The 25312-nt window shown below is 65.9% G+C and carries 26 protein-coding genes; 11 read left to right on the top strand and 15 right to left on the bottom strand.

Features of this window, described 5'->3' with window-relative positions; genetic code table 11:
* Window positions 1–6: 6 nt before the first annotated feature.
* Both ACQPZ2_RS14960 and ACQPZ2_RS14955 read left to right on the top strand, forming a co-directional pair.
* Complete coding sequence (locus ACQPZ2_RS14960; protein WP_433526086.1) at window positions 7–1062, top strand: zinc-dependent alcohol dehydrogenase; 1056 nt, start codon at window positions 7–9, stop codon at window positions 1060–1062.
* Window positions 1063–1180: 118 nt separating this feature from the next.
* Window positions 1181–2707: a carboxylesterase/lipase family protein gene (locus tag ACQPZ2_RS14955; protein WP_433526085.1), complete on the top strand. Its 1527-nt coding sequence runs from the start codon at window positions 1181–1183 to the stop codon at window positions 2705–2707.
* Between the two features lie 376 nt (window positions 2708–3083).
* Here the strand turns inward: ACQPZ2_RS14955 and ACQPZ2_RS14950 are convergent, their stop codons facing one another.
* From ACQPZ2_RS14950 to ACQPZ2_RS14915, 8 genes are all read right to left on the bottom strand, one after another.
* The gene (locus ACQPZ2_RS14950) at window positions 3084–3803 is read right to left on the bottom strand and encodes a hypothetical protein (RefSeq protein WP_433526084.1); all 720 of its coding nucleotides are present in this window, start codon (window positions 3801–3803) and stop codon (window positions 3084–3086) included.
* 27 nt (window positions 3804–3830) lie between these two features.
* The gene (locus tag ACQPZ2_RS14945) at window positions 3831–4334 is read right to left on the bottom strand and encodes a hypothetical protein (protein WP_433526083.1); all 504 of its coding nucleotides are present in this window, start codon (window positions 4332–4334) and stop codon (window positions 3831–3833) included.
* Window positions 4335–4686: 352 nt separating this feature from the next.
* Entirely contained in the window at window positions 4687–5349 is a 663-nt protein-coding gene (locus ACQPZ2_RS14940; protein ID WP_433526082.1) for a PaaI family thioesterase, read from the bottom strand.
* A 50-nt stretch (window positions 5350–5399) separates the two neighbouring features.
* Window positions 5400–5765: a hypothetical protein gene (locus ACQPZ2_RS14935; protein ID WP_433526081.1), complete on the bottom strand. Its 366-nt coding sequence runs from the start codon at window positions 5763–5765 to the stop codon at window positions 5400–5402.
* Entirely contained in the window at window positions 5762–6514 is a 753-nt protein-coding gene (locus ACQPZ2_RS14930; protein WP_433526080.1) for an ABC transporter ATP-binding protein, read from the bottom strand. The genes ACQPZ2_RS14935 and ACQPZ2_RS14930 overlap by 4 nt, the downstream gene beginning before the upstream one ends.
* Window positions 6511–7224 (bottom strand): ABC transporter ATP-binding protein, encoded by a 714-nt coding sequence (locus ACQPZ2_RS14925; RefSeq protein WP_063039356.1) that lies wholly within the window; start codon window positions 7222–7224, stop codon window positions 6511–6513. Before ACQPZ2_RS14925 ends, ACQPZ2_RS14930 begins: the two co-directional genes overlap by 4 nt.
* Window positions 7202–9319 carry an ABC transporter permease subunit gene (locus tag ACQPZ2_RS14920; protein WP_433526079.1) on the bottom strand — a complete coding sequence of 706 codons (2118 nt, stop codon included), beginning with the start codon at window positions 9317–9319 and terminating at the stop codon, window positions 7202–7204. Before ACQPZ2_RS14920 ends, ACQPZ2_RS14925 begins: the two co-directional genes overlap by 23 nt.
* A 16-nt stretch (window positions 9320–9335) precedes the next feature.
* Complete coding sequence (locus tag ACQPZ2_RS14915; protein WP_433526078.1) at window positions 9336–10706, bottom strand: ABC transporter substrate-binding protein; 1371 nt, start codon at window positions 10704–10706, stop codon at window positions 9336–9338.
* A gap of 270 nt (window positions 10707–10976) precedes the next feature.
* Between ACQPZ2_RS14915 and ACQPZ2_RS14910 the strand changes: the two genes are divergently transcribed.
* Both ACQPZ2_RS14910 and ACQPZ2_RS14905 read left to right on the top strand, forming a co-directional pair.
* On the top strand, window positions 10977–12161 hold the full coding sequence (locus ACQPZ2_RS14910) for an amidohydrolase family protein (protein WP_433526077.1): 1185 nt from the start codon (window positions 10977–10979) through the stop codon (window positions 12159–12161).
* Window positions 12162–12234: 73 nt separating this feature from the next.
* Entirely contained in the window at window positions 12235–13662 is a 1428-nt protein-coding gene (locus tag ACQPZ2_RS14905) for a FadD3 family acyl-CoA ligase (RefSeq protein WP_433526076.1), read from the top strand.
* Between the two features lie 2 nt (window positions 13663–13664).
* Here the strand turns inward: ACQPZ2_RS14905 and ACQPZ2_RS14900 are convergent, their stop codons facing one another.
* From ACQPZ2_RS14900 to ACQPZ2_RS14885, 4 genes are all read right to left on the bottom strand, one after another.
* A complete protein-coding gene (locus tag ACQPZ2_RS14900) occupies window positions 13665–14525 on the bottom strand; it encodes an LLM class flavin-dependent oxidoreductase (RefSeq protein WP_433526075.1) in 861 nt (286 codons plus the stop codon).
* The gene (locus tag ACQPZ2_RS14895) at window positions 14522–15340 is read right to left on the bottom strand and encodes a mycofactocin-coupled SDR family oxidoreductase (RefSeq protein WP_433526074.1); all 819 of its coding nucleotides are present in this window, start codon (window positions 15338–15340) and stop codon (window positions 14522–14524) included. Before ACQPZ2_RS14895 ends, ACQPZ2_RS14900 begins: the two co-directional genes overlap by 4 nt.
* On the bottom strand, window positions 15337–16197 hold the full coding sequence (gene mftC / locus ACQPZ2_RS14890; RefSeq protein WP_433526073.1) for a mycofactocin radical SAM maturase: 861 nt from the start codon (window positions 16195–16197) through the stop codon (window positions 15337–15339). The genes ACQPZ2_RS14895 and mftC overlap by 4 nt, the downstream gene beginning before the upstream one ends.
* Before the next feature lie 111 nt (window positions 16198–16308).
* Entirely contained in the window at window positions 16309–17142 is an 834-nt protein-coding gene (locus ACQPZ2_RS14885; RefSeq protein ID WP_433526072.1) for a TauD/TfdA dioxygenase family protein, read from the bottom strand.
* Window positions 17143–17311: 169 nt separating this feature from the next.
* Between ACQPZ2_RS14885 and ACQPZ2_RS14880 the strand changes: the two genes are divergently transcribed.
* The 7 genes from ACQPZ2_RS14880 (at window position 17312) to ACQPZ2_RS14850 (ending at window position 23278) form a co-directional block, all read left to right on the top strand.
* Window positions 17312–17911 carry a TetR/AcrR family transcriptional regulator gene (locus tag ACQPZ2_RS14880; protein ID WP_433527431.1) on the top strand — a complete coding sequence of 200 codons (600 nt, stop codon included), beginning with the start codon at window positions 17312–17314 and terminating at the stop codon, window positions 17909–17911.
* A 242-nt stretch (window positions 17912–18153) separates the two neighbouring features.
* Window positions 18154–19407, top strand: a complete 1254-nt coding sequence (locus ACQPZ2_RS14875) for an amidohydrolase family protein (protein WP_433526071.1) — start codon at window positions 18154–18156, stop codon at window positions 19405–19407.
* A gap of 14 nt (window positions 19408–19421) precedes the next feature.
* The gene (locus tag ACQPZ2_RS14870; protein ID WP_433526070.1) at window positions 19422–19718 is read left to right on the top strand and encodes a hypothetical protein; all 297 of its coding nucleotides are present in this window, start codon (window positions 19422–19424) and stop codon (window positions 19716–19718) included.
* Window positions 19719–19765: 47 nt separating this feature from the next.
* Complete coding sequence (locus ACQPZ2_RS14865; RefSeq protein ID WP_433526069.1) at window positions 19766–20854, top strand: amidohydrolase family protein; 1089 nt, start codon at window positions 19766–19768, stop codon at window positions 20852–20854.
* A gap of 28 nt (window positions 20855–20882) precedes the next feature.
* On the top strand, window positions 20883–22025 hold the full coding sequence (locus tag ACQPZ2_RS14860) for an amidohydrolase family protein (protein WP_433526068.1): 1143 nt from the start codon (window positions 20883–20885) through the stop codon (window positions 22023–22025).
* A 1-nt stretch (window position 22026) separates the two neighbouring features.
* On the top strand, window positions 22027–22407 hold the full coding sequence (locus ACQPZ2_RS14855) for a Rieske (2Fe-2S) protein (RefSeq protein ID WP_433526067.1): 381 nt from the start codon (window positions 22027–22029) through the stop codon (window positions 22405–22407).
* Window positions 22408–22417: 10 nt separating this feature from the next.
* The gene (locus ACQPZ2_RS14850; RefSeq protein ID WP_433526066.1) at window positions 22418–23278 is read left to right on the top strand and encodes an alpha/beta fold hydrolase; all 861 of its coding nucleotides are present in this window, start codon (window positions 22418–22420) and stop codon (window positions 23276–23278) included.
* A 5-nt stretch (window positions 23279–23283) separates the two neighbouring features.
* Here the strand turns inward: ACQPZ2_RS14850 and ACQPZ2_RS14845 are convergent, their stop codons facing one another.
* Genes ACQPZ2_RS14845 through ACQPZ2_RS14835 form a run of 3 tightly spaced genes read right to left on the bottom strand, consistent with a single transcriptional unit; the run spans window position 23284 to window position 25294 of the window.
* A complete protein-coding gene (locus ACQPZ2_RS14845) occupies window positions 23284–23745 on the bottom strand; it encodes a hypothetical protein (protein WP_433526065.1) in 462 nt (153 codons plus the stop codon).
* Between the two features lie 4 nt (window positions 23746–23749).
* Window positions 23750–24631, bottom strand: coding sequence for an SDR family NAD(P)-dependent oxidoreductase (locus ACQPZ2_RS14840; protein WP_433526064.1), 882 nt, complete (start codon window positions 24629–24631; stop codon window positions 23750–23752).
* Between the two features lie 15 nt (window positions 24632–24646).
* Entirely contained in the window at window positions 24647–25294 is a 648-nt protein-coding gene (locus ACQPZ2_RS14835; protein ID WP_433526063.1) for a TetR/AcrR family transcriptional regulator, read from the bottom strand.
* Between the last annotated feature and the right edge of the window lie 18 nt (window positions 25295–25312).

Raw genomic sequence — 25312 nt, 5'->3', positions numbered from 1 at the left:
GCAACGATGAAGTCGGTTCAGACCAGCACACCCGGCGCGATCACAGTGGTCGAGGAGCAGCGCCCGACGCCAGGCCCGGCCGATGTGCTGGTGCGGGTCCGGGCGTGTGGAATCTGTGGCACCGACGCGACCTTCGTGCACATGGGCGGTATGCCGAAGGTGCTCGGGCCGCAGGTCAAGGCCGAGGCCCTGACGCCGGACCAGATGCGTCCGGTGGTGCTCGGCCACGAACCGGCAGGCGAGATCGTCGAGGTCGGCGCCGATGTCACCGGACTGCGGATCGGTGATCACGTCGTGGTCAATCCGCAGGCCGCCCCGTCGGGCATCATCGGTTGCGGCGGACCGCTGGGCGGTATGAGCGAATTTCTGCTGATCGAGAATGCCCAGGTCGGCTCGAGCGTCGCCATCGTGCCGGATTCAGTGCCCTTCGCCGTGGCCGCGCTCAACGAGCCGATGGCCGTATCGCGGCACGCGGTGAACCGCTCCGAGGCGAAGCCGGGTGATAAGGCGATCGTCTTCGGTGCGGGCCCGATCGGGCTCGGTGCGGTGATCTGGCTGAAGCTGCGCGGCGTCGAGCACGTCGTCGTCGCCGATGTGATCGCCTCGCGGCTCGACACCGCCCTCGCGGTTGGCGCGGACGCGGTCATCGACTCCGCCACCGAGGATGTCGCCGCCCGTCTCGGTGAACTGCATGGTTACGGGAGCAATGCCCTCGGCGCACCGCGCCCCGACACCGACATCTACATCGATGCGGCCGGAGTAGCCGCCGTCGTCAATATCGCCCTCGCCAACGGCAAGTGGGGTGCCAAGCTGGTCACCGTCGCCGTGCACAAGAGGCCCGAGCCGATCGACCTCGGCGCCATCCTGCGCAACGAGATGACCATCATCGGATCTCAGGGCTACCCCACCGAGATTTTCGAGGTCACTCCCGAGATCGCCGAGCATGCCGACCGCTTCGCCCGGCTCATCAGTCACCAGGTTCCCTTCGCCGATGTACAGAAGGCGTTCGAAATGGCCCTCACCCCTGGCGCGGCGGAAAAAGTGGTCGTCACCTACGAATGAGCCGCAGTCTGCTTCCGCTCGCCGGGATCGGTGCTGGCGGGCCAGGTCCAGCTGAAATAGCATTCTCTGAAATTAGAGAACCATTCTCACACCTGGCCCCGACCGACAAGGACTGTGCATGACCGAAGTTACGGCGCGCCCAGAGCCCACCCTCCGCACCACTGCAGGTGCGGTCCGTGGGCGACGGGAGAACGGATTGGTCGTATTCCGCGGGATTCCCTTCGCGCAGCCACCGATCGGTGCTGCGCGCTTCGCGGCACCGCGGGCGGTCGCCGAGTGGGACGGCGTGCGCGATGCCTTCGAGTTCGGACCGCCGCCGCCGCAGGAGACCTCGTTCGGCAACCGCTCCGGCGGTGTCGTCCTGCCGAAGGGCGACGACTGGCTCACCGTGAACGTCTGGACACCCGATCCCGACCCGGCTGCCCGTCGGCCGGTGCTGGTCTGGATCTACGGCGGCGCCTACAAGCTCGGTTTCTCCGGCAGTCCCGGCTATGACGCGCAACATATCGCGCGCGACGGCGACCTCGTGGTCGTCACGCTCAACTACCGGCTCGGTATCGAGGGTTTCGCGCGCATCGACGGCGCACCGGCCAACCGTGGCCTGCTCGACCAGGTCGCCGCCCTCGAGTGGGTGCGCGAGAACATCACCGCATTCGGCGGGGATCCCGATCAGGTCACCGTCTGCGGGGAATCCGCCGGTGCCGGGTCCATCGCGGCGCTACTGGCCATGCCGAGCGCGGCCGGGCTGTTCCGGCGCGCGATCCTGCAAAGCCTGCCGGGCACGTTCTTCTCCGAGGAGCTCGCCACCGATATCGCGACCGCCATCGCCGGACAAATCGATCTGCGGCCGACCGTGACGGACCTGTCAGGTGTCGATCCATGGCAGTTGACCGACGCGGGAGCCGCGGTCGGCGCATCGATGCGGCGATACGAGCGATGGGGCGCGGTGGCCCACACCATTACCGCGTTCTCGCCCGTGGTCGACGGTGACGTACTGCCGAAGGCACCGTGGCGAGCGCTCGCGGAAGGCTCCGCGCGCGATGTCACGGTGGTCGTCGGGCACAACCGGGACGAATTCCGGCTGTTCCTCGCCCTCGGCGGGCAACTCGGCACGATCGATGACACACAGGCCTCGCACGCGCTGCAGATGTTCGGCCCGGGGTCCGACGGTGCGCACGCATACCGCACGGCATTCCCGTCCGCCGGGCCGGAAGAGCTGTTCGAACTGGTTCAGACGGATTGGCTGTTCCGGATGCCCGCACTGCACCTGGCCGATGCCCAGGCCGCGGGCGGTGGCCGCGCCCATCTGTACGAGCTGACCTGGCCCGCGCCCGGCAACGGCGGCGTCCTCGGCGCCTGCCACGGCCTCGACGGACCACTGTTGTTCGCCGCCTTCGGCGCCCAGCTCGGCCCGCTGCTCCTCGGCCCAGAACCGTCGGCCGAGGCCCGGGAACTGTCGGCTTATATGCGTGCGCGCTGGAGCGGGTTCGTCAGGACCGGCGAACCGGGCTGGGCCGCTTACGATTCGGAGCAGCGCCTGACTCATATCCTCGATACGAAACCTTCGGTCGTCGCCTACCCCGAGGAAACCTCTCGCGGTCTGTGGCGCGACCACGTCTTCTCGGCGCTGCCACTGCTCGGTTAGCGCTCGCTCGGTGCGGTGCTCGCGGCGGTATAGCGCTCGCGGCGAGGCCGCACCGAGGATGGCCGGGCAGATCAACCGGCTCAGACCTCAGCGCACTTCCCCGAAATCGGGTCAGCCCGATCGAAGACCGGATTCGGCCCACCGGCCGACCCGCGGACCGCGGCACCATCTCCAGACCGGCCGCGACGCCCAGCCGGGTGACCGCACTGCCGATATTCCCGCTACCGATGATTCCGAGAGTCTTTGTCATGCGGGCTCTTTCGCCGGTATCCGTAGCGCAGCCGACCCGGCGATCGGACCAGCTGCACTACGAAACCAGCGGGGCGATCACCGGAGCACAGCCGGTGATCGCCCCGCTGGGGCAACTGCGTGAGGGTTACGAATGGGCCGGAGCCGCAGGCGCATCGGTGCCGTGCTGAGCCTGCAACTGGTTGTACTTCTGCGTTCCGGCGGCAAGACCGACCGGGATAGCCAGGGCGAGACCGCCGACTGTAGCTCCGAAGCCGCCCACCGCGACCGCACCGATCAGGCAGGTCGCCGCGAGCGCGGGGACCGTCAGCACGCCCGCCGACACCAGCGACATCAGAGTGCCGCCCGTTGCCATGCCGAACGGACAACCCACCACGGCACCGAGCACCGAACCCACCGCGGAACCCACCGCGAAGGCGGCGCCCATATGCGGATTCGCAGCCTCGACAGCCTGATTGAAGTTCGACATAGGATCGCCCGCCACCGGCGCCGCGGCCGCGGTGATCGGAAGCGCCGCAGCTGTGGTCGGCGAGTCGGAGACAGCCGGTGCCGAGCTGGCATCGTCCTGGATCGGAGATCCGGCAACCGTCCGGCCCGTAGCATCACGGACGTCGAATTGGCCCTGCTGCATGACTACAGTGCCGAAAGGCGTGCTGAGCACCGACTTTCCGACGGCGAGGTCGTCGCTGAAATGCACGCCGGGCGCGACGTCGGTGGTGACGGATTGATTCTGCTTGGCATCGACGGCAACTGCGGTATCCGCGTCGGCGCGCGCGGTACCGGCGGCGATCGCGACCGCTGCCGCGGTCAATGTGGTGACGGCCATACCACGAGTCTTGAGGTTCATTGTTATCTCTCTCCTGGGTCGGGTGAGCTATTGGGCCGAATCGGGATTCGGGACCTCTTGCGCGATCAGCCCCTTGGAGTGCAGCGAGTTGTATTGCTGGCCAAAGGCATTGCTCATCGCGGGTGAGCCGGTCACGATGCTGCCGACGGTGCCACCCAGGAAGCCGAGGGTGCTCGCACCGATGATGCAGCCGCCGACGATCCCGACCGGTGTCAATACGGCCGTCGGGAGCGTGAGGGCACCGCCGGTCACCGCACCCAACGGGCACCCGACGAGCACGCCGATCGTCGTCCCGACCACCCGGCCTCCCGTGGAATCGTTGGCGAAGGCGCCGGTGATCGCGGTGAACGCGTTCATGTATTCCTGCCCGGGATCTGCGGGCCCGGCACTGGGCTGCTGCTGGGAACTATCGACCGCGACCGAGGATGCGGTCGCGGCCTGATCCGCCTCGGCCGTCGCGGTTCCGGCACAAATCGTGCTGGCCACGATCGCAACGGCCGCCCATCCGGCCGCCTTGGGTATCTGATGCATGTTGCTGCCTCACTGATATTTGAGCTGAAGAAGAGCGAGAATCACGATCTCATAGAACGAGAATGCTGATGCCATCAAAGATGCAGCCAAGAAATAGAAAGACATCATGCCTATATGCAAGAACGGCATGGCTATGCACCGCGTAGGCACCGACGGTTGGCACGCGTCGTCCGCGACGGTTCACAGCTACTGCCCCTCAGCGGTCTTCTTCTGGCGAACGGCCGCCGCGGTGCGGTTCCTCATCTTCACGATAACTGACTTCTTCCCTACGCGAATCTCTCTCTCCATTGAGAGAATGTCATTCTTACAAGGGATGCGGGCAGTTAGAGGTGCTTTTGCGAATATTTGGCGACTACTGCTGTCCTGGCAGCAAGGTGAGGAACAGCGCGTGCGCCTCGGCGCACAGTCGGTCGCCGTCGTGCAGGGTCGCGACCAAGAAGATCTTGCGCCCCTCCTGCCGCTCGACCCTGGCGCGAATGGTCAGCTCTGTGTCGAGCGGGGTGATGGACCGGTAGTCGATGGTCAGTGAAGCGGTACGGATCGCCGCCCCCGAATAGGCGACCCCGCTCATGCCGAGCACAGTGTCGAAGGCGAGCGCGATATGACCGCCGTGCACCGCCGTATTGCCGCCGAGATGGAAGCGGCGAAAGGTAATACGAGCCGACACGCCGTCGCGGTCGGAGCGGTCGACGACGAACGGCGGCAGGGTGATATTGCCGTTCGCGGGCAGGTCGGATCGAACCCAAGTGGGCACCGACCACTCGTCGACCAGGACCGTGTCCAACAGGCCGTTGAGCTCCTTCAGCGTGGTGATCGTCTCGAGCGCCACATCATCGGAGGGGCTGGCCAGTCGCACACGGTCCATCAGGCCGCGAATCTGTTCGATGAACTCCCCGTAGTGCGAACCGCCACGGGAGATGTCGGGCGTGCGATCCAGCGACGGAGACCGTGCCGGCCGAAACCCACCTTCGTGGTGCTCTTCGGTGGGTAACGGCTCGAACTGGCTCTCATTCATGAGAATTACATTATCGCCCGGCGCTGCCGCACAACGGACCGCCGCCCGCCCTACGAGACGGCGGCACCGTCGTGGGTGATCGACTTTCCGTTCAACTGGTCGCCCAGCTGCGCGAGATCGTAGGACTGCCTGGCCAGCCAGAAGCGCAGGAATCCGGTCAGCGAATAGCGCAGGAACAGCGCAGATCCCACCACGCTCGCCGCCACGCCGCCGAGTGCGAGGGTTATCGCATCACGTTGTGCCAGTGGGTCTTTGGTGCCATGCGACATGAAGTACGCCACCACCGCCACCAGTAGGCCGAGCACCATGAGGGTCACTCCGGTGCGCAGCCACAGCACGGCACGGCCGGCCGCGGGGTCGGGAATCTTGGCTTCGTCGAGTTCGCGGACGAAGCGGTCCGCGCGTGTTTCGGTCATTCGGAGCTTCCTAGGTAGAGGGCCGCCAGTTCGTCGCGGATGCTGTCGGGGTGGCCTTGTTTTTCGATGCGACCGCGCACGAGCACGGCCGCGTGGTCGGCGATATCCAGTACCGCCGCGGCGAACTGCTCGACGACCAGGACCGCCACGCCCTGGCGGGCGATTTCGGCGACCTGCTCGTAGAGCTGACCGACCACCAGCGGCGCCAACCCCATGGACAGCTCGTCGAGCATGAGCACCGCCGGATCGGTGGCCAGGCCGCGGGCCAGGGCGAGCATCTGCTGTTCGCCGCCGGACATGGTGCCCGCCGTCTGATCGGCCCGCTTCCCGAGAATCGGGAAGCGGGTGAAGGCGATCTCCTGGATCTCCTCGCGGGAGCGACCCGTGAAGGTCATCATCAGCAGGTTGTCGCGGACCGACAGATTGGGGAATACGCCGCGCCCCTCCGGGATCAAGCACACCCCGGCCCTGGCCAGGTCGCGTGGGTCAGCACCGGTCATATCGCGCCCGCCCAACCGCAGTTGGCCGGACGCGACCGGATGCACACCGGCGGCGACCTGCAGTGTGGTGGTCTTGCCCGCGCCGTTCGGCCCGAGCAACGCGACCACCTGACCACCGACGACGCTCAGATCGATGCCGTGCAGCACCGTGATCGCGTCATAGGCCGCACGCGCCTCGCGCAGTTCCAACAGTGGATCTGCGACGAGATCCGTTGTCGGCGTGACTGTTTCGACACTGTCCACGATCATGCCGCCCCCAGATAGGCCGCGAGCACGGTTTCGTCGCGCCGGATCACCTCGGGTGGGCCCGAGGCGATGACCTTGCCGAGGTCGAGTACATAGACCTCGTCACAGACATTCATGACCAACCCCATATCGTGTTCGACCAGCAGCACCGCTGTCCCGTCGGCGGCCAGCGAACGCAGTAGCGCCGCGAATCGTTCGGTCTCGCTGTGGTCCTGACCGGCCGCGGGTTCATCGAGCAGGATGAGCTCGGGTCGCGCGGCAAGGGCCCGGCCGACCTCGATCAACCGGCCGGTCCCCGTCGGTAGCGCGTCGGCACTGCTGTCGGCGACTTCGCGCAGGTCCAACCGTTCGATGATCTCGTCGACGACCCGGGCGGCATGCCGGCGCTGCGGCCCGAGTTCCGCGGCGACCAGCAGATTGTCGCGAACGCTCAAGCGTCCGAACAGTTCCAGTCGCTGAAAGGTGCGGGCCATCCCGAGCCGGGCGCGGCGGCCGGTACCGAGCCGGGTGACATCGCGCCCGTTGATCAGCACGCGCCCCGAGGCCGGTTTGCGCAGACCGCAGATCACGTCGAAGAACGTGCTCTTGCCCGCACCGTTCGGACCGATCAATCCGGTGACATGACCGGCTTCGGCCACCAACCCCGCGCCGTCGAGCGCGCGGTGGCCGCCGAAGACGACGCTCACATCCTCAACTTGCAGCAGCGGTGGCACGGCTCAACACCTCCTCGTCCTGGGTACGCCATGGCCGCCGAATCCCCCACCATTCGACCGGTAGTTCGGGTTCGGCCGGCACACGCTGCCGCGCGATCCAGACGCGGGCACCGATGACGACGAGCACCAGTCCGAAGAACAAATGCCAGCCGGTGATCACATCAGCCAGTCGAAGCACCCACAGCAGCACCGAGACGACCAGCACCACCGGCATTACCACTCGATCGCGGAGCATCGGCAGCCATTCTTCCCGCATGGTGGCAATCGCACCTTGACCGAGCATGCCGCCAGCGAAGGCGATACCGCCCAGTGACGGCAGCACCTGGGACAGATTCAACAGCGATGGCCACAGCACCGGAATCACCAGCAGCGGCCCGGCGTAGGCCGCTCCGGTGAAGAAGCCGCTGCCGACCGCGCCGAGACCGGCGATCACCACGATCAGGAAGATCGGCAACCCGGAAACCAGGTTGAAGTGATCGGAGGTGACCGCACGCAACTGCATGCCGTACAGCGCACCGCCGAGTCCGGCGATCGCCGCGGAGAGCGCGAACACCAGCACCTTCGCCATCAGCAGATTGCCGCCGAGGGTCGCGTACGCGGCCTCGCTGTCGCGCATCGCGATCAATCGCCGCCCGAACCGGCTGCGCCGCAGCATCGCTATCGCGAAGCCCGCCGCCGCCAGGCATACCGCCGCGAAGACGGTCACCTGGGCGGTGCTGTCGAGGTGCAGGCCGAACAGGTGCGGACCGACCAGACTCACCGAGCCCTGTTCGAAGAAGTTGATCTTCGTGCCGAATAGGTGCACGGTCGGCAAGGTGAATACCCACCGGTCGAGCACGACCGCGAAAGCGACCGTCGCCAGGGCCAGATAGACCCCGGACAGCCGGAGCGCGGGCAATGCGATCACCGCACCCACCGCACCCGCGACCGCCATTGCCAGCAGCAATGCCCACCACTGCCCGTCCGCGCCGTACTGGGCATAGATGACCGCCCCGACTCCGGCGATGCTGAGCTGACACAGCGAGATCTGCCCCGCGTATCCGGCCAGCGGTACGAACGACAACCCGATCACACCGAAGGCGAAGATCTGCCCGTAGGTGATCAGATCGGCCTCGCCGAGGACAGTGGCCAGCACGACGCCGAGCGCCACGACCACCGCCGCGAAGGCGGCCGATCCCGAAACCGTCGGCAGCGGCACCGGACTGAGGCGCCGATCCCGGCCGCGCAGCCGTCCGTGCGGGAACAGCAGCAGCGCGATGAACAACAGCAGCGCGGGTGCGGCCAGCCGCAGACCCGGTAGATATTCGTTCTGCGGCAGGTAGCCGGTGAGGTAACTCTCCAGACAGCCGACCACGATCGCGCCGAGGAAGGTCATCGGCAGGCTGCGCAACCGGCCGAAGATCGCCGCGGTGTAGGCGCTGACGATCAGCAGCGACAACTGTGGCGCGTCGAGCGCGACGGTCGGCGCCACCAGGATGCCGCCGATCGCCGCCAACTCGATGCCCAGAATCCACGCGACTCGGTTCGCCCGCCGCGGGTCGGCGCCGGTCAGACCCACCAGCGCACGATCGTCGACCGTGGCCCGCATCTCCGCACCGGTCCTGGTGCGGTACAGCAGGATCCGCAGGCCGACGGCAACCGCGATCGCGACCACCATCGTCAATGCCTGATGCCAGGTGATGGTGATGACGCCGAAGTGCATCGGCCGCTGTTCGGCGAAGAACTTCGGCAGGGTGCGGGCCGTGTTGGGGTCCCACACCCATTGGGCGAGCAGGATCAGACCACTCAGCAGGGCAATGGTCATCACCAACTTCTCCGCATCGCCGAGGCCTTGGGTAGGGGCCAACGCCCACGCGAAGAACAAGCCGAACAGCGGCGCGAATACCAGCAGCACCGCGGCGATCGCCAACGGCGCGGGCACGCCCCAGCCGATGTTCAACTGCCAGTACACGAATGCCGACATCATGCCTGCCGCCCCGTGCGCGAAATTGAATACGCCGGTGGTGGTGTAGGTGAGCACCAGGCCGCTACCGATGATCGCGTAGATCGCCGCGGTGCTCAGCCCGACGATGCCGAAGGCGAGGAATTGCTCCATTTGCCGAACGACTCCGCTACTTCAAGTCGCTCATGCTGAGCCCGACATCGGCGAGGGTCATGGCCTTGCCGTAGTCGTTCTTGTACACGTACGCGTCCATGTCGCAGCGGTATGGCCCGGTATCGGGTTTGAAACCGGTGGCCTGCTGCCAGCCCTGCGGAGTCGCCTGCACGATGTTGTAGCACTTCGGCAACGCTCCGGCCGGCCGCAGATCAACCGGTGCCTGCAGGCCGCCCGCGGTCCACGCCGTCTCCTTGCTGGCGGCGTCGTACACGCATTTGCGGGTCAACTGATCACCGCAGCTCGCAGCCGATTTGGCGAAAAGCAGCCACTCGGAGAACGCACGCAGCGCCGGATAGGTGACATCCTTACCGGGGGCGTACTTGGCGAACAGGTCCTTCACCAGCTTGACATCGGGCACCGTCGCGGACGCCTCGAGCGGCGCGATGCCACTGAGATCGGCGAAATTGTTCTGCGCCGCGAGGGATTTGCCCGCCAGCTCCAGGAACTGCGAGTTGTAGGCGTTGCTGTTGGCGTCGACCCAGTCCAGCTTGTAATCCATCCCGGTCAGCACATCCTCGAGCTTGGCCAGGCTGCGGAAATCGCCGAGGAAGATCAGCCCCTTGACGCCCTTGCTCTTGATCGACTGCGCATACGGCGTCCAGTCCGCGACGCCGGTGGCCGGATAGAGCTCGTTGTACACCACCGAGGCGTTCATCGCGCTCAGCGATTCCTGGAATTTGGGCACCATCGCCTTGGTCACCGGCGAATCGCCGGTGATGATGCCGACCGCACCTGCCGAGGCGGGGTAGGTCGTGAGCAGCCACTGGTGGTATGCGGTGTAGATGTCGTAGGGGCGGGAGGCCGACGCGCCGCCGCCGACCTGTAGGTCGGATCCCGAGTTCTTCACATCGACGACCTGCGCCGGAAACTCCGGCAGCAAGCACTTCAACCGATCCTCGACGCCGAGCGAATCCAGTGCGGCGCCGCCACCGACCAGCGCGAAGTCCTCGCGGCAGGCCTCGATCATGCGCTGGCGGACTTGCATGAGCTTCGCATCGCGCACGGTGGCCACCAGCTTGCGCCCGCCGATACCGCCGGCCGCATTGCACCAGGAGGTGAAAACATTTGCCGCATCGACGAATTCGGTGTTCTTGGTGAAACCGACGTCACTGAAGACACCGACCTTGATCTCGCCCGCGGTCACGCCCTGCGCGGACGAACTCGACGGCTTACCGGCCTGGCAGACATTCTTCAGATCACCGAAGTCGCCCGACGCGGTCGAGCTGGTGGTGTTGGTGCCCTCGACTTCCTCACCACCACGACTACAGCCGGCTGCCAGCAGCGCGGCTGCCAGCAGCGCAACGAGTATTCGCTGCGATTTCACGTTTCCTCCTCTATGGGACGCCACCACGATCGGTCGAGGCCCGCGTCCCTGTTCTTCATCGAGCGGCGCCCCTACCGGATCTGGTGCTCTCGCCACTGGGAAAGCAGCTTTCCATATAGGGAGAATCAGGAGGGCCGATTTGGAAAATGTGGTCTACATCGAACTTCGGGCACCGCCCGACCAAGCCCACCCCACGACAACCCATCAGCACGCGATTGCCTCTAGACAGGAATGAGAATAGGATTCTCACAAATAGTGAAGGAGGATCTCATGTCGGCCCAAACCCCGTTGCCGTATCCGCTGTTCGACGCGGACAACCACATGTACGAGACCAAGGAAGCACTGACCCGACACCTGCCCAAGCGGTACGAGGGCATCATCCAGTACGTCGAGGTCAACGGCCGGACCAAGATCGCGGTGCGGGGGCAGATCAGCCAGTACATCCCCAATCCCACCTTCTCGGTGGTCGCGCGTCCGGGTGCCATGGAGGATTACTTCAAGAACGGCAACCCGGAGGGCAAGAGCCGCCGCGAGATCTTCGGCGAGCCGATGAAGGCCATCGACGCCTTCCGTGAGCCCGGGCCGCGCCTGGCGCTCATGGACGAGCTGAAGGTCGACCGGAGCTTGATGTTCCCCACCCTGGCCAGCCTCGTGGAGGAGCGCCTGCGCGATGATCCCGAAGCCATCCACGCCATCGTCCATTCGCTGAACCAGTGGATGCTCGAGACCTGGTCGTTCAATTACAAGGACCGGATTTTCGCGGTTCCGGTCATCACCCTGCCGATCGTCGAGGAGGCGATCAAGGAGCTGGAGTGGGTCGTCGAGCACGGTGCCAAGGCGATCCTGATCCGCCCCGCTCCGGTGCCGGGCTTCCGCGGCCCGCGCTCGTTCGCGCTCCCGGAATTCGATCCGTTCTGGAAGCGGGTCGTCGAGCTCGGCGTCGCCGTGACCATGCACACCTCCGACAGCGGCTACGCCCGCTATACCCAGGAATGGGACGGCGCGAACGCCGAGATGCTGCCGTTCGTCACCAATGCCTTCAGCATGGTCAACGAATGGCGACCGGTGGAGGACGCCGTGACCTCGCTGCTGTGCCACGGTGCGCTGCTGCGGCATCCGGAGCTGAAGGTTGCCATCATCGAAAGCGGCGCTGCCTGGCTGGGCCCGCTCATGAACAAACTGTCCGAAACCTTCAAGAAGGCGCCCGAAGGCTTCGGCATGCAGAATCCGATCGAGACCATCAAAAACCAGATCTTCGTCAGCCCCTTCTACGAGGAGGGGGTGAGCGACCTGATCGACCTCATCGGCGTGGATCGGGTGCTGTTCGGATCCGACTACCCGCACCCCGAGGGCCTGGCCCAGCCGACCCACTTCGCCGATATGCTCACCCATCTGCCGGTCGAGGATCAGGCCAAGATCATGGGCGGCAACCTGGCGGGTCTGCTCGGCGTATGAGTGGTCAGGCCCGGAGGCGGCAGCGAAGCGTAACCACGCAGGGCCCCGCTCATACGCCAAGTTGGCACAGCGTATGACCTGGGAGACCATCCCGCAGATGGTCATGAGTGCGGCCGACCGCTTCGGCACCGCCGAAGCGGTCGTGGACGGACCATTGCGGATCAGCTTCACCGAACTTGCGCAACGGGTCCGCCGGGCCGCGGGCGCCTTCGCGAACGCCGGAGTCGAATCCGGTGACCGCGTGGCGATCTGGGCGCCCAATTCGGCCGAGTGGATCATCGCGGCGTTCGGGTTGCTGACCGCGGGCGGGGTGCTCGTCCCGGTCAACACCCGGTTCAAGGCCGAGGAGGCCGACGATATCGTGCGCCGTAGCGGTGCGAAACTGCTGCTGGTGCAGCAGGGCTTCCTCGGCGTGGACTACGCGGGTCCGGACGGCGTGCCGGTGATCGACCTGAAGTCGGACTTCCTGTCCAGCGGTGCGCCGGTCGAACGGCAGGTGCGTGGCACGGATATCGCCGACATCATCTATACCTCGGGCACAACCGGAAAGCCCAAGGGCGCCATGATGAATCATCTGCAGACCCTGCGGCTGTATTCGGAGTGGTGTGAGCTGGCCGATCTGCGGGAGGGCGATCGCTATCTGATCGTCAATCCGTTCTTCCACACGTTCGGATACAAGGCCGGGATCATCGCGTCGCTCATCCGCGGCGCGACGATCCTCCCGGTCCCGGTCTTCGATGTCGATCGGGTGCTCGAGTTGGTCGAGCGCGAGCGGGTGACGATGCTGCCCGGTCCGCCGACCCTCTATCACTCGCTACTGGAGGCCAAGGACCGTTACGAGCTGTCGTCGCTGCGGACGGCGGTCACCGGTGCCGCCGATATTCCGGTCGAACTGATCCGCCGGGTGCACGAGGAGTTGCCGTTCCGATCGATCATGACCGGATACGGGCTCACCGAGGCGGGCACCGCGACGGCGTCACGGCCCGGCGACACCTTCGAGCAGATCGCGACCACCGTCGGAACCGCCTGCGACGGCATCGAAGTGCGCATCGCCGATGACGGCGAGGTGCTCGTCCGCGGGTACTCCGTCATGCAGGGCTACCTCGACGATCCCGAGGCGACCGCCGCGGCCGTCGACCCCGAGGGCTGGCTGCACACCGGCGACCTCGGCAGCCTGGATTCCGACGGACGGCTGCGGATCATCGGCCGTAAGAAGGACATGTTCATCGTCGGCGGCTTCAATGCCTATCCGGCCGAGATCGAAGGCGTTCTCCTCGAGCATCCGGCCGTCGCGCAGGTGGCGGTGGTCGGCGTTCCCGACGATCGGCTCGGGCAAGTCGGCAAGGCGTTCGTGGTAGCCACCGGACCGATCTCCGAACAAGAACTGATCGGCTGGGCCAAGACCCGCATGGCGGGTTACAAGGTCCCGCGTTTCGCGGATTTCCGGGAAGCGCTGCCGTTGAACGCCACCGGGAAGGTGATGAAGGATCAGCTGCGGTAGGCCTACCGCAGGTTCCCGATCACCTTCGCGCCGAATTCGGCCAATGTCTCCGGTGCGGCGAAATCGGTGAACCACACGTAGAACCGCTCGACGCCGCGCTCGACGAGGTCGCCGAAGTGCGCGACGAGTTGCGCGGCGTCACCGACGACAAGGCCGTCACCCAGCTGACCGAATCGCCGAGTGCTGCGCGCGTGCACCTCCGCGGCATCCCGGCCGTGGCCGACGAAACCGACCATCTGCTGGACGGATACCCGCGCCGACCCGATCTCGGGTCGCAGTTCGGTCAGCCGATTCAGTTGCGGCGCAGGTAGATTCCACCAGGTCGCATAGCCACGCACCAATTCCAGCATGGGTGCGCTCGTGCCGCCGATGACAATCGGAATCGGTGTACTCGGCGCCGGTACCTGCACCGGCCCCTCGGTATTCGGTGCGCCCCAATACTGGTGCAGCAGTTCCAGACTGCGCCGCAGCCGATCCCGTCGCGCGGGCGCCCGGTCCCGGGTGATGTCGAATCCCACCAGCTCGTGCGGTACCGAACCGGCGCCGAGGCCGAGTTCGAACCTGCCGCCCGATGCCTCCTGCAGCGTCACCGCCTCCTTGGCGAGTACCGCCGGATGCCGGAACGAGTCGCACAACACCAGATGTCCGATCCGCAGCCGCTCGGTTCGCGCGGCCACCCATGCGGCCACCGTCATCGCCTCCCAGAGCGGCAATTGTTCGGCACCGGGCGCAACCAGATGATCGATGAACGCGATGCCGTCGAACCCGCTGGCCTCGGCCACGCGGGCCCGTTCCACGATGTCGTCGGCGCGCAATTTGATCTGCGGCAAGAACAGAAACCACTCGGGCGTCGGATTGTTCACAGTGCCAGGCCACCGTCGACAGCGACCGTCGCACCGGTCATCGCGCTGCTGTCCGGCCCGGCCAGAAACGCCAGCACGCCGGCGATCTCACCCGGATCGAGCAACCGTCCGATCGGCTGTTGGCCGACGAATCCCGTCACGTCGGGCAGCCGGTAGAGGCGCGCGATCTCGGCAAGCAGCGCGGTATCGGCGGAGCCGGGACTCACCGCGTTCGCGGTTACCCCGGTACCGCCGAGCTCGGCGCCCAGTGCCCGAATCAGCCCTGTCACACCGGCTTTCGCCGCACAGTAGACGGCGAGCTGCGGCAGCCCCTTCGTCGCGGCGGCCGAGGCGACGGCCAGGAACCGCCCCGATCGCGGTGCGGGCCGGGCCAGCAGTGCCGGAACCGCCGCCCGCGCCAGATTCACGACCCCGCCCAGGCAGACGTCCAGGACCGCGCGCTCCTGCTCGATCGGCATCTCCCACAACGGAACTCCACCGGCGATCACCCCGGCTGCCGCGACCACCGCATCCAGCCCACCCCAAGTACCGACCGCCTCGGCCACCGCGGCCTGCAGTGCCGACGGATCGCGCACGTCCGCGATATACGGTCGCACCGCACCGACTCGGTTCACCCGGCTGCTCGCCTCGGTCGCCACCGCGACAAGTTCCTGTCTGCTCCCCATCGGATAGGGCAGCGCGGGATCATCGCTCGCCAGATCCACCGCGAGCACCGACCAGCCCCGAGACGCCAATTCCAGCACCGTCGCCGCCCCGATCCCCCGCGCGGCGCCAGTGACCAGTGCGACCCGCCGATGCTCCGAACGCGAGGTCACGCCGACCTCCGAACCGCCGGATACTGGGCAACCGATCGGCGCCGATACTCCGACGGCAGTTGGGTGAACAGTTCCGAGTTCCGCCGAATGGGTTCGAATCCGCCTGCGGCACGGATGTTTCCGGCGCGGAAGCGGTCCTCGCCTGCGAACGGACAGGCGAAGACGTCGCCGACCGGGTCGATCAGACACCCCACCCGCGAATCTCCGGTCAGCACATCGTGTTCGCGCAGCCAGGCGTCGATCACCCACTGCTGATCCGCCGTCGGATGCAGTTCGTCCCAGCCACGGCCCGACGGCAGCAACCGGGTCAGCCGCAGCCGAGCGCCGAACATATCGGCAATCGCCTCGAGCGCATCCAGACTGCCGACGTTATGTCGGGTCGCCGCGACGGACAGCTCGAATCCATAGACGCCGGACGACGCGAGCAACTCCATCGCGCGCACCGCCGCCCGGTATGCCCCGCTGCCGCGCACCGCGTCGTTGACCGCCTCGGTCGCGCCGTCGAGGCAGATCCGCACGTCGATATCGCCGTTTCCGGCGATCCGCCGCGCGGCATGGGGAGTGATCCGAATTCCATTGGTGGAGAACTTCACTCCGATGTGCTTGGCGGTGGCGTAGTCGACCAGTTCCCAGAAGTCCGAGCGTACGGTCGGCTCGCCGCCGCCGATATCGACGCGGCCAATCCGCATCCGCTCGAATTCATCGATCAGGGCCTTGCATTCGGCGGTGCTCAGCTCGCGCGGATCGCGTCCGCGAGTGCCGGACGAGCAATGGATGCAGGACAGATCGCAGGCGTGGGTCAACTCCCAGGTCAGGCAGGTCGGTGCGGCGACGGATTCGCTGGCGTTGTCGATCATGGGGACTCCCGCGTCATTGCTTGCGCCACCGAAGTGGGAAATGCTGTTCTCGCCACAGGGTAATGACATTCTGCAACGGAAACAAGGAAGGCGGGGCCCACCTATTCGGTATCAGGCGACGGCTTCCTCGCCGACGAGGGTGGTGCGGTGCATCAACCGGCGCGAGCTCACCTCGTAGTGCTGGGCGCGGTGCAGCATGCCGGTGTTGTCCCACACCACCAGATCGCCGGGCCGCCATTGATGCCGCAGGGCGAACTGCGGCTGGGTGGACCAGTCGAGCAACCGATCCAGCAGCGCCCGGCTCTCGTCCGCCGACATGCCGACGACCTGCGCCGCGGTCGCGCCGATCAGCAGCGACTTGCGTCCGTTCTTGCGAGTCCACACCAGCGGATGCACCCGGGTCGGCACCTTCGCCCATGCGGCCCGCTCCCGATCCGTCGGATCCGGATTGGCCAGCGACTGCGCATGCGCGAAACTGTGCACCACTCGCAGGGTTTCGAGTTCGGCCCGCTCCGCATCCGGCAGCGCCGCGTAGGCGGCGAAAGTGTTGGCGAATTCGGTGCCACCGCCGTCGGCGGCCACCTCGAGCGCGGTCAGCAGGGTGGCCTGCTGCGGGACCGCATCGGTCGCACCATCGATATGCCAGAAGAAGGTGCCCTCCCGATAGGCGGCCAGCACGCTCTTGGCCGGATCACGGGTGATTGCCGATACCTCCGGATGCGCCTTCTCGCCACCGAACGGCGCGACCACGACCTCACCGAGCAGGCGACTCAGCGCAACGAGCGCATCGTCATCGATGTGGGCGTCGCGGTAGATCACCACCCCGTAGCGGTCGAGCGCCGCGCGCAGGTCGTCGGCAACGCGCCGATCGGCGAGTTGCCTGCCGGACAGGCCGGTGATTTCCAGTCCGATGTGGTCGGTCACGGGGATGGCGGTGACGGTCATGATGCGCCTCTTCGGTACGGCAGCATGCGGGTCGATGCCCTGCGAGTGCTGAACTAGTGCCCAAACTTGATATGTGCATATGCTTAACACCGTGACGGATGACAGGTCAAGGGGCCGGGCGAGCACGGACGAGTCGGCGACCACGCGCGGCACCGCCCGGGTACGCCGGATCGGCGCGCAGGATTCGGCCACCCGACTCGCCATCCTCGACGCCACCGCGCAGATCATGCTCGAGCAGGGACATGCCGCGGCGACGTCACGGCGGGTCGCCGCGCTGGCCGGGGTCAAACCCGCACTGGTGCACTACTACTTCCCGACCATGGACGACCTGTTCCTGGCGGTATTCCGCCGCGGCGCGGAGGCCAACCTGGAGCGGCAGCGCCAAGCCATGTTCTCCGAGCAGCCGCTGCATGCGCTCTGGCAGCTCAGCCGGGAACCGTACGGCACCCGGCTCCAGCAGGAATTCATGGCGCTGGCCAACCAGCGCCCGGCCATCCGGACCGAAATCGCCTCCTACATCGAACGTTTCCGCGATATCCAGGTGACCGCGCTGACCTTCATCGCCAGGGCGAGCGGCCTCGACCTCACCGAACTGCCGCCGGTGGTGATTTCACTGCTCATCGCCAGCGTGTCCGGCGTCATCGCGACCGAGGATGCCGTCGGCGTCACGCTCGGCCACGCGGATCTGGTCGCATTCGTCGAGCAGTACCTGGACAGGTTCGAGGCGACGGCCTCCGAACGCACCGCGATCGAGGCCGCGGATTCGTGATCCGCGGCATGCGCTCAGTCCGAGTTTGAGCACCAGTTCAGCACCCGCGTCGGGGTAGCCCCCGGCTCCGCAAGCTCGTTGTCGATATCCGGTGGGAATTTGTCGACCGCGCCCGCGCGCAGGGTGTATGGTCGATCTCACTGCGAGAGTGGCATTCTCCCAAATGAAGATTGACCATCTCTCCGCTTGTCCAGATCGGGGTGACGCACACCCCCGGCGTCGCACGAACAGCGAGGAGTCACGTGAACATCGACGACATGATCCTGGTGAGCATCGACGACCACGTCGTCGAGCCGCTCGATATGTTCGACGGCCGGGTGCCGAAGAAGTGGGCCGATCTGGCGCCGAAGGTGATCGTCGACGAAAAGGGCGTCGACCGGTGGGTCTACCGTGGCAAACCGACGGGTGTCACCGGACTCAACGCGGTCGTTTCCTGGCCGCCGGAGGAGTGGGGGTACGACCCGGCCGGTTACGCGGAAATGCGGCCCGGCGTCTACGACATCCACGCCCGCATACGGGATATGAACGCCAACGGCATCCTGGCCTCGATGTGCTTCCCCACCTTCGCCGGATTCAGCGCCGGCCACCTGAGTCACTTCAAGGACGAGATCACCGTCGCGATGATCCAGGCATACAACGACTGGCATCTCGAGGGCTGGTGCGACGTCTACCCGGGCCGGTTCATCCCGAACGCTATTCTGCCGCTGTGGGATCCGCAGCTGGCCGTCGCCGAGATCCACCGCGTCGCCGTCAAGGGCTTCCGCGGCGTCACGATGGCAGAACTGCCGCACCTGCAGGGCAGCCCCAGCTATTTCGACGAGGACTTCTGGGGACCGGTCTTCGGGGCGCTGAACGAAACCGGTTTGGTCATGAACCTGCATATCGGCACCGGATTCGGGGCGCTCAAGCTGGCGCCGGACGCGCCGATCGACAATCTGATGTGCCTGGCGCCGACGGTCTCCCAGATCACCGTCCAGGATCTGCTGTGGGGCCCGGCATTTCGCAACTACCCCAATCTGAAGGTGGCGCTGTCGGAAGGCGGCATCGGCTGGATCCCGTTCTTCCTGGATCGCTCCGATCGCCACTACACCAACCAGAGGTGGCTGCAGCGCGACTTCGGCGGCAAGCTGCCGAGCGAGGTCTTCCGCGAGCACGTGATCGCCTGCTACGTCACCGACCCGACCGCACTCACCTATCGCGACGCAGTCGGGATGGACATCATCGCGTGGGAATGCGACTACCCGCACTCGGACTCGCTGTGGCCCGACGCACCCGAATTCGTGCTGAAGGAGCTGAACGCCGCCCACGCCGACGACTCCGATATCAACAAGATCACCTGGCAGAACGCCTGCCGTTTCCTGAATTTCGATCCGTTCGAGCACACCCCGAAAGAGCAGGCCACCGTCGGTGCGCTGCGCGCGAAGGCCGCGGGTTGGGATACCTCGACGACGACGCGGCAGCAATACGCCGAAGCCTATGCCCAGCAGGCACACTGATCGAGGAAGACGATATGCAGTTGATGGTTTTCTCCCGCCCGCAGCCCGGCCGGGACGAGGAATACAACACCTGGTACGGCGAGGTCCACGTACCCGAGATGCTCGCCATCGATGGCGTGAAATCCTGTACGCGCCATCGTCTTCGGACCCCCCAGGACCAGCCCGCCGAATATCTGGCCGTCTACGACATCGACGGTGATATCGACACCGTGATGAAGGAACTGATGGCCCGGTCCAAGGACGGCCGGATGCGGCTCAGCCCGTCGATCGATCCGGCCAACACGCGGATGACGATCTGGGAGCCGATCTGACCCGCAGCCTACGGGCAATTATCGACAAAGAATGTAGGTGATCGCGCATGTTGACGCTGCGTGACGGGGAACAGATGCCGCTGATCGATACCAGCGTCCATATCTTCTTCCGGTCGAATCCGGATTTCCGGAATTTCCTGCGCGAGCCCTTTCGCAGCCGTGGGATTCCGGATGTGGAGATGGACTGGTACGGCGCGCCGGGCGGGGAATACGCGCCCGGCACCACCGGGCCGGGTGGTCACTATCCCGGCTCGGACCCGAATGTCGTCGGTCGGCATCTGTTCGATCAGCGTGGCGTCGATACCGCGATCCTGCACCCGATGACGCGTGGCATTCTCCCGGACCGGCACCTGAATACGGCCGTCCTGGCGGCCCATAACGAGATGATGGTGACCCGCTGGCTGGAATCGGGTCACTACGCCGACCGATATCGCGGCACGCTGCGGGTGAATCCGGACGATATCTCCGGTGCGGTGCGCGAAATCATGCGCTGGCAGGGACATCCGCGGATCGTGCAGCTCGGCATCCCGCTGCAATCGCGGGAACTGTACGGGAAACCGCAGTACTGGCCACTGTGGGAGGCGGCGCAGGAAGCCGGGTGGCCGGTGGCGATACATATCGAGACCGGCAGCGGGATCGAATTGCCGCCGACGCCGTCCGGGCATCCGCGCACCTACGAGCAGTACGCGGCATTCATGCCGCTCAATTACATCTATCACCTGCTCAATATGATCGCCGAGGGCGTATTCGAGCGGTTTCCGAAGCTGCAGTTCGTCTTTGCCGACGGCGCAGCGGACATGCTGACACCGTTCATGTGGCGGATGGACACCTTCGGCCGGCCGCATCTGGAGCAGACCCCGTGGGCGCCGCGCATGCCGAGCGACTATCTGCCCGACCACGTGTATTTCGTACAGGGCCGCATGGACGGACCCGGTGAGGCCGAATTCGCCGGTGACTGGCTGAGTTTCACCGGTAAAGAGAACATGATCATGTTCGGCTCCAGCTATCCGCACTGGCAACTCGCCGATCCGGCGCTGCTGCCGTCGGCCTGGAGTGCCGAACAACTCGCCAAGGTCTGCTGGCGCAATGCCGCCGAGCTCTACGGCATAGACGTCCCCACCGCGGCCGTGCGGTGACTCCCCTGCTGGATGAGCGGAGGCAACGATGACACAGGCAGCTACTCGACCGCGGGTGCCGAGCACCGAGCTGGTTCCGGTGCGAGTCGTCGACTCTGATGTGCACCCGGTTCCCCGGCCGGGCCAGATACTGGAATATCTGCCGGAGCCGTACCGGAGCAAGATCATGTCCCACAAGGTGGGCAGCACGATCTATTACGACGCACCGGATTTCGCGCACGCATTCGCGATGCGGGTCGACGCGTTCACCCCCGACGGCGGCTTTCCCGGCAGCGATCCGGATGTTGCATTCCAGCAGTTGATCATGGAGGCCGGTTCGGATATCGCGATCCTGGAGCCGGGTATCAAGGCCGAACGGCTGCCGGAATGGACGCAGGCCATCTGCGGCGCGCACAACACCTGGCTGGCCGAGCATTGGCTCGACGGCCACAACAACTGGCATCAGCGCTGGCGCGGATCGATCTGCGCGGCGGCCGAGGACCCGGCGGGCGCGGTCCGCGAGATCGAGAAGTGGGCCGGACATCCGTATATGGCGCAGATCCTCGTCCGCGCCGAGCCGCGGCCCGCGTGGGGCGATCCGCGCTACGACCCGGTATGGAAAACGGCTGTCCGCCACGACATTCCGGTCAGTTGCCACCTGTCCCGCGGTTTCGCCGAGACGCTGCCCGCGCCGCCGGTCGGCATACCGAGTTACAACCACGATTTCATGGTCAGCTATTCACTTCTGGCCGCCAACCAGGTGATGAGCCTGATCTTCGACGGCGTCTTCGACCGGTTCCCGAACCTGCGGATAGTGCTCGTGGAACATGCCTTCACATGGATCCTGCCGCTGATGTGGCGGATGGACGCCATCTACGCGGCGCGTAAACCATGGCTGGACATCAAGCGCAAGCCGTCGGAATACGTCAAGGAGCACATCAAATTCACCACCCAGCCGCTGGATCATCCGGAGGACAAGGCCGAGCTGACCAAGGCGCTGGAATGGATGGAGTGCGAGAAGATCCTGTTGTTCTCCTCGGACTATCCGCACTGGACCTTCGACGATCCCCGCTGGCTGATCAAGCATCTGCCCGCGCCCGCGAGGGAAGCGATCATGTATCGCAACGGAATTCAGACCTATCACCTGCCGGAGTCGGTGCCGGCGCTACCCGGACAGACGAGGGTGTGGTGAGGTGAGCGAACCGAGACTGGCACGCGGTCGTGAGCACATAGTGGCCACCGTGGCCGAGATTCCGCCCGGCACACACAAACTCGTGCCGATCGGGCGGTACGGCGTCGGCGTCTACAACGTCAACGGCACCTTCTACGCGATCACCAACTACTGTCCGCACGAGGGCGGACCGCTGTGCTCGGGGCGGGTCCGGGGACGCACCGTGGTCGACGAGTCCGCGCCGGGCGATGCGGTGATGGTGCGCGATCAGGAATTCGTCTACTGCCCGTGGCATCAGTGGGGTTTCGAACTCGCCACCGGCACCACCGCGGTCAAACCGGAGTGGAGCATCCGCACCTATCCGGTGCGAGTGGTCGGCGAGGATATTCTGGTCACCGCCTGAAGGAGCAATGATGCCCACGGTCGAAGTCAACGGCGGCGATATCGTCTACGAAATCCTCGGCACCACAGGTCAATTGATCGTCTTGACGCCGGGCGGGCGGTACAGCAAGGATTTTCGCGGCGTGCGGCCACTGGCCGATGCGCTGGTCGCAGGCGGTCACCGGGTGCTGCTGTGGGACCGGCCCAATTGCGGCGCGTCCGATGTGCAGTTCTTCGGCCCGACGGAATCGCATATGCGGGCGGAGAGTCTGTACGGACTGCTGCGGGCCCTCGATACCGGACCGGTCGTACTGGCCGGTGGCTCCAGTGGTGCCCGCGATTCGATGATCACCACACTCCTGTACCCGGATATGGTCACCGAGCTGATCCTGTGGAATATCGTCGGCGGCGTGCCTGGCCTGTTCAACCTCGGCGCTTATTATGTGCTGCCGAACTTGATCGCCCTGCGCGGCAAGGGAATCGAGAGTCTGCTCGAGCTGCCGGAGTGGCAGGAGCGCATCGAACAGAACCCGAAGAACCGCGACCGCTTGCTCGCCCTGGACCGGGCCGAACTGAATCGAGTGCTGCTGCGCTGGCTCGACGCCTACGTACCCAAGCCGGGACAGACCATCCCGGGCGTCCCCGATGATCTGTTCGCCGACATCACGATTCCCACCCTGATCATTCGCGGCGGCAAAGATGATCCGGACCATCCCAAGCGCACATCGCTCGAAGTGCACTGTCTCATCGAGGGTTCCACGCTCATCGAGCCGCCGTGGCCGGAGGATGCCTGGGAGCGCTCGTTCGAGGCGCGCGCCCGCGGGGAGGACGTCGGCGGATTCGATACCTGGGTACTGGCCGCACCGGCCATCCTGGACTTCATCGCGGGTTGAGCCGCTCAGTCCACGATCACCTGGACCTCACAGTTCAGCGCAGCCTCCAGTGCGGTCCGAATCCGGCTCTCCGGAATACCTCCGATATCCGCGGCCGCGAGCCGCACGGTGACGATGTCGTAACCCTCGCCACTGTCGACCCGGGACAATTCCCCGGCAATTCCGAAACCTGCCAATACGCCGTGCGCATCGTCGTCGGTGCCGTGACTGACGAAGGTGGCCGGACCGATTTCCGGCCGCGTGCCGAATACGTCGGCACACAATGCGGCGACGGTCTCGCGTAGTTCGGCGGCGTCGGTGCCGGGCAGCGAAACCCGCAGTTCCCGATGTTGCTCGGTCGGCATCGAAAGCACCCGCATTCCGCTCTTGTTCGCCTGTGCCGCAAAGTATTCCGAGCGTTGGCGCAGGGTTTCCGGCGGCAGTTCGCGCGCCGGATCGACCGTGACTCGAACGACCGCGATCCGCATGTCCTCAGCACCCGAGATCGGCGAGCAGCCGCTCGCTTTCGGTCCAGAGGCGGGTGGCGGCGGCATCGTCGAGGGCGACGGGGGCCGGTGTTTCCACCGTCTTCTGGTAGAAGTAACGCCCGCCGTCGCGACCGCCCTCGGGATCGGTGGCCAGCCACACCAGGGTGTCGGCCGGTTCATCCGGAGGCACCGTATCGGCCGCGGCCATGTGGGCTCGCATCGCCGCATCGCCGTGTGTGGCGAAGTTACTGGCCACGACACCCGGATGCATGGCCTGCGCGACGATGCCGTCAGGCGCCGCACGTCGCGCCAGTTCGCGGGTGAACAGAATATTGGCGAGTTTCGCACGGCAGTAGGCCGCGGTCGGGTGAAACTCGTTCAGGCTCTGCGGATCCGCCCAATCGAAGCCCTCGGTCGCACGGTGCGCGCTCGACGATACGGCGAGTACACGCACCGATCCGGATGGCAGGCCCGCCGCGCTCTTCCGCAGCAGCGGCATCAGTTCTCTGGTGAGCAGGAACGGGGCGAGGTGGTTGGCCGCGAAGGTCGCCTCGGCGCCTTCGGCGGTGATGTTCTGCCGGTCTCGCACGCCACCCGCATTGTTGACAAGCACATCCAGACGCGTTGTCCGGCTGGCGATCTCGGCGGCCACGCGCACCACCTCCGTCATCAGGGTGAAGTCTGCGCGCACCATGTCGAAGCCGCCGCCGTCGCGCACGGCGGCCGTGATCCGCGTTCGCGCGGCCGCACAACGCTGTAAATCGCGACCGACACCGATCACCTGCCAGCCGCGTGCCACCAGCTTTTCGGCGGTCGATGCGCCGATACCGGAGCTGGCCCCGGTCACCACCGCGACCGGACGATCTGCCTCGAATGTCAAAGTCATTGCCTTTCAGTCATTTCAGCGGGGCCGCAGGCCGTCGAGCAGGAGGCCGACGGTGAATTGGACCCGCTCGTCGAGCTGTTCGGGAGTTGGCGGGCGACCGGCCACGATGGAGCGCACCTGGCCGCCGACGACCATGCTCATAAAGGCGCGGGCGGCCTGCCCGGAGTTGGTCGGCGCGATCGTCCCGGCGGCGATAGCGCGGTCGAGGACACCGGCTACGAAGTCGACCACCGGTCCGGCGCTCAGGTCGTAGTTGGCGACGAAGATCTCGGGGAAGCGATAGCTCTCGGTATTGATAATGCGTTGCAGGCGAAGTCCGTTCGGCGTCATCACCTGATCGATCCGCAGCCGGGCGACCGCGGTCAGCGTCTCGGCCAGATCGCCGTTGTCGAAGCCCGTGAGCACGTCCGCGGGTACGACCTGCCGCTCGATGGCGCGCCGGACGGCGGCGAGAAACAGCGACGCCTTATCGGGATAGCGGGCGTAGACGGTGCGTTTGGTCATATTCACGCGACCGGCGATCATCTCGATCGTCGCCAGCTCGTAGCCGTGCTCCAGGAACAGATCCAGTGCGGTGTCGAGCAATTCCTCGTGCCGCGCCTCGGCCTGTGCCCGGGTAGGCCGCCCGGCCGCGCGCCGAATGGGCGGTCCGACCTCCGTCATCGCCGCCTCCGCGAAATT

The sequence above is a fragment of the Nocardia pseudovaccinii genome (assembly GCF_050942345.1).
Classification (GTDB): Bacteria; Actinomycetota; Actinomycetes; order Mycobacteriales; family Mycobacteriaceae; genus Nocardia; species Nocardia pseudovaccinii.
This window is presented reverse-complemented; position numbering and strand designations above follow the sequence as displayed.

Bases quoted from the DNA above. Each gene is read 5' to 3' on its own strand.
- ACQPZ2_RS14960 (WP_433526086.1), top strand. From the start codon at position 7: ATGAAGTCGGTTCAGACCAGCACACCCGGCGCGATCACAGTGGTCGAG.
- ACQPZ2_RS14955 (WP_433526085.1), top strand. From the start codon at position 1,181: ATGACCGAAGTTACGGCGCGCCCAGAGCCCACCCTCCGCACCACTGCA.
- ACQPZ2_RS14950 (WP_433526084.1), bottom strand. From the start codon at position 3,803: ATGAACCTCAAGACTCGTGGTATGGCCGTCACCACATTGACCGCGGCA.
- ACQPZ2_RS14945 (WP_433526083.1), bottom strand. From the start codon at position 4,334: ATGCATCAGATACCCAAGGCGGCCGGATGGGCGGCCGTTGCGATCGTG.
- ACQPZ2_RS14940 (WP_433526082.1), bottom strand. From the start codon at position 5,349: ATGAATGAGAGCCAGTTCGAGCCGTTACCCACCGAAGAGCACCACGAA.
- ACQPZ2_RS14935 (WP_433526081.1), bottom strand. From the start codon at position 5,765: ATGACCGAAACACGCGCGGACCGCTTCGTCCGCGAACTCGACGAAGCC.
- ACQPZ2_RS14930 (WP_433526080.1), bottom strand. From the start codon at position 6,514: ATGATCGTGGACAGTGTCGAAACAGTCACGCCGACAACGGATCTCGTC.
- ACQPZ2_RS14920 (WP_433526079.1), bottom strand. From the start codon at position 9,319: ATGGAGCAATTCCTCGCCTTCGGCATCGTCGGGCTGAGCACCGCGGCG.
- ACQPZ2_RS14910 (WP_433526077.1), top strand. From the start codon at position 10,977: ATGTCGGCCCAAACCCCGTTGCCGTATCCGCTGTTCGACGCGGACAAC.
- ACQPZ2_RS14905 (WP_433526076.1), top strand. From the start codon at position 12,235: ATGACCTGGGAGACCATCCCGCAGATGGTCATGAGTGCGGCCGACCGC.
- mftC (WP_433526073.1), bottom strand. From the start codon at position 16,197: ATGATCGACAACGCCAGCGAATCCGTCGCCGCACCGACCTGCCTGACC.
- ACQPZ2_RS14885 (WP_433526072.1), bottom strand. From the start codon at position 17,142: ATGACCGTCACCGCCATCCCCGTGACCGACCACATCGGACTGGAAATC.
- ACQPZ2_RS14870 (WP_433526070.1), top strand. From the start codon at position 19,422: ATGCAGTTGATGGTTTTCTCCCGCCCGCAGCCCGGCCGGGACGAGGAA.
- ACQPZ2_RS14865 (WP_433526069.1), top strand. From the start codon at position 19,766: ATGTTGACGCTGCGTGACGGGGAACAGATGCCGCTGATCGATACCAGC.
- ACQPZ2_RS14860 (WP_433526068.1), top strand. From the start codon at position 20,883: ATGACACAGGCAGCTACTCGACCGCGGGTGCCGAGCACCGAGCTGGTT.
- ACQPZ2_RS14850 (WP_433526066.1), top strand. From the start codon at position 22,418: ATGCCCACGGTCGAAGTCAACGGCGGCGATATCGTCTACGAAATCCTC.
- ACQPZ2_RS14845 (WP_433526065.1), bottom strand. From the start codon at position 23,745: ATGCGGATCGCGGTCGTTCGAGTCACGGTCGATCCGGCGCGCGAACTG.
- ACQPZ2_RS14840 (WP_433526064.1), bottom strand. From the start codon at position 24,631: ATGACTTTGACATTCGAGGCAGATCGTCCGGTCGCGGTGGTGACCGGG.
- ACQPZ2_RS14835 (WP_433526063.1), bottom strand. From the start codon at position 25,294: ATGACGGAGGTCGGACCGCCCATTCGGCGCGCGGCCGGGCGGCCTACC.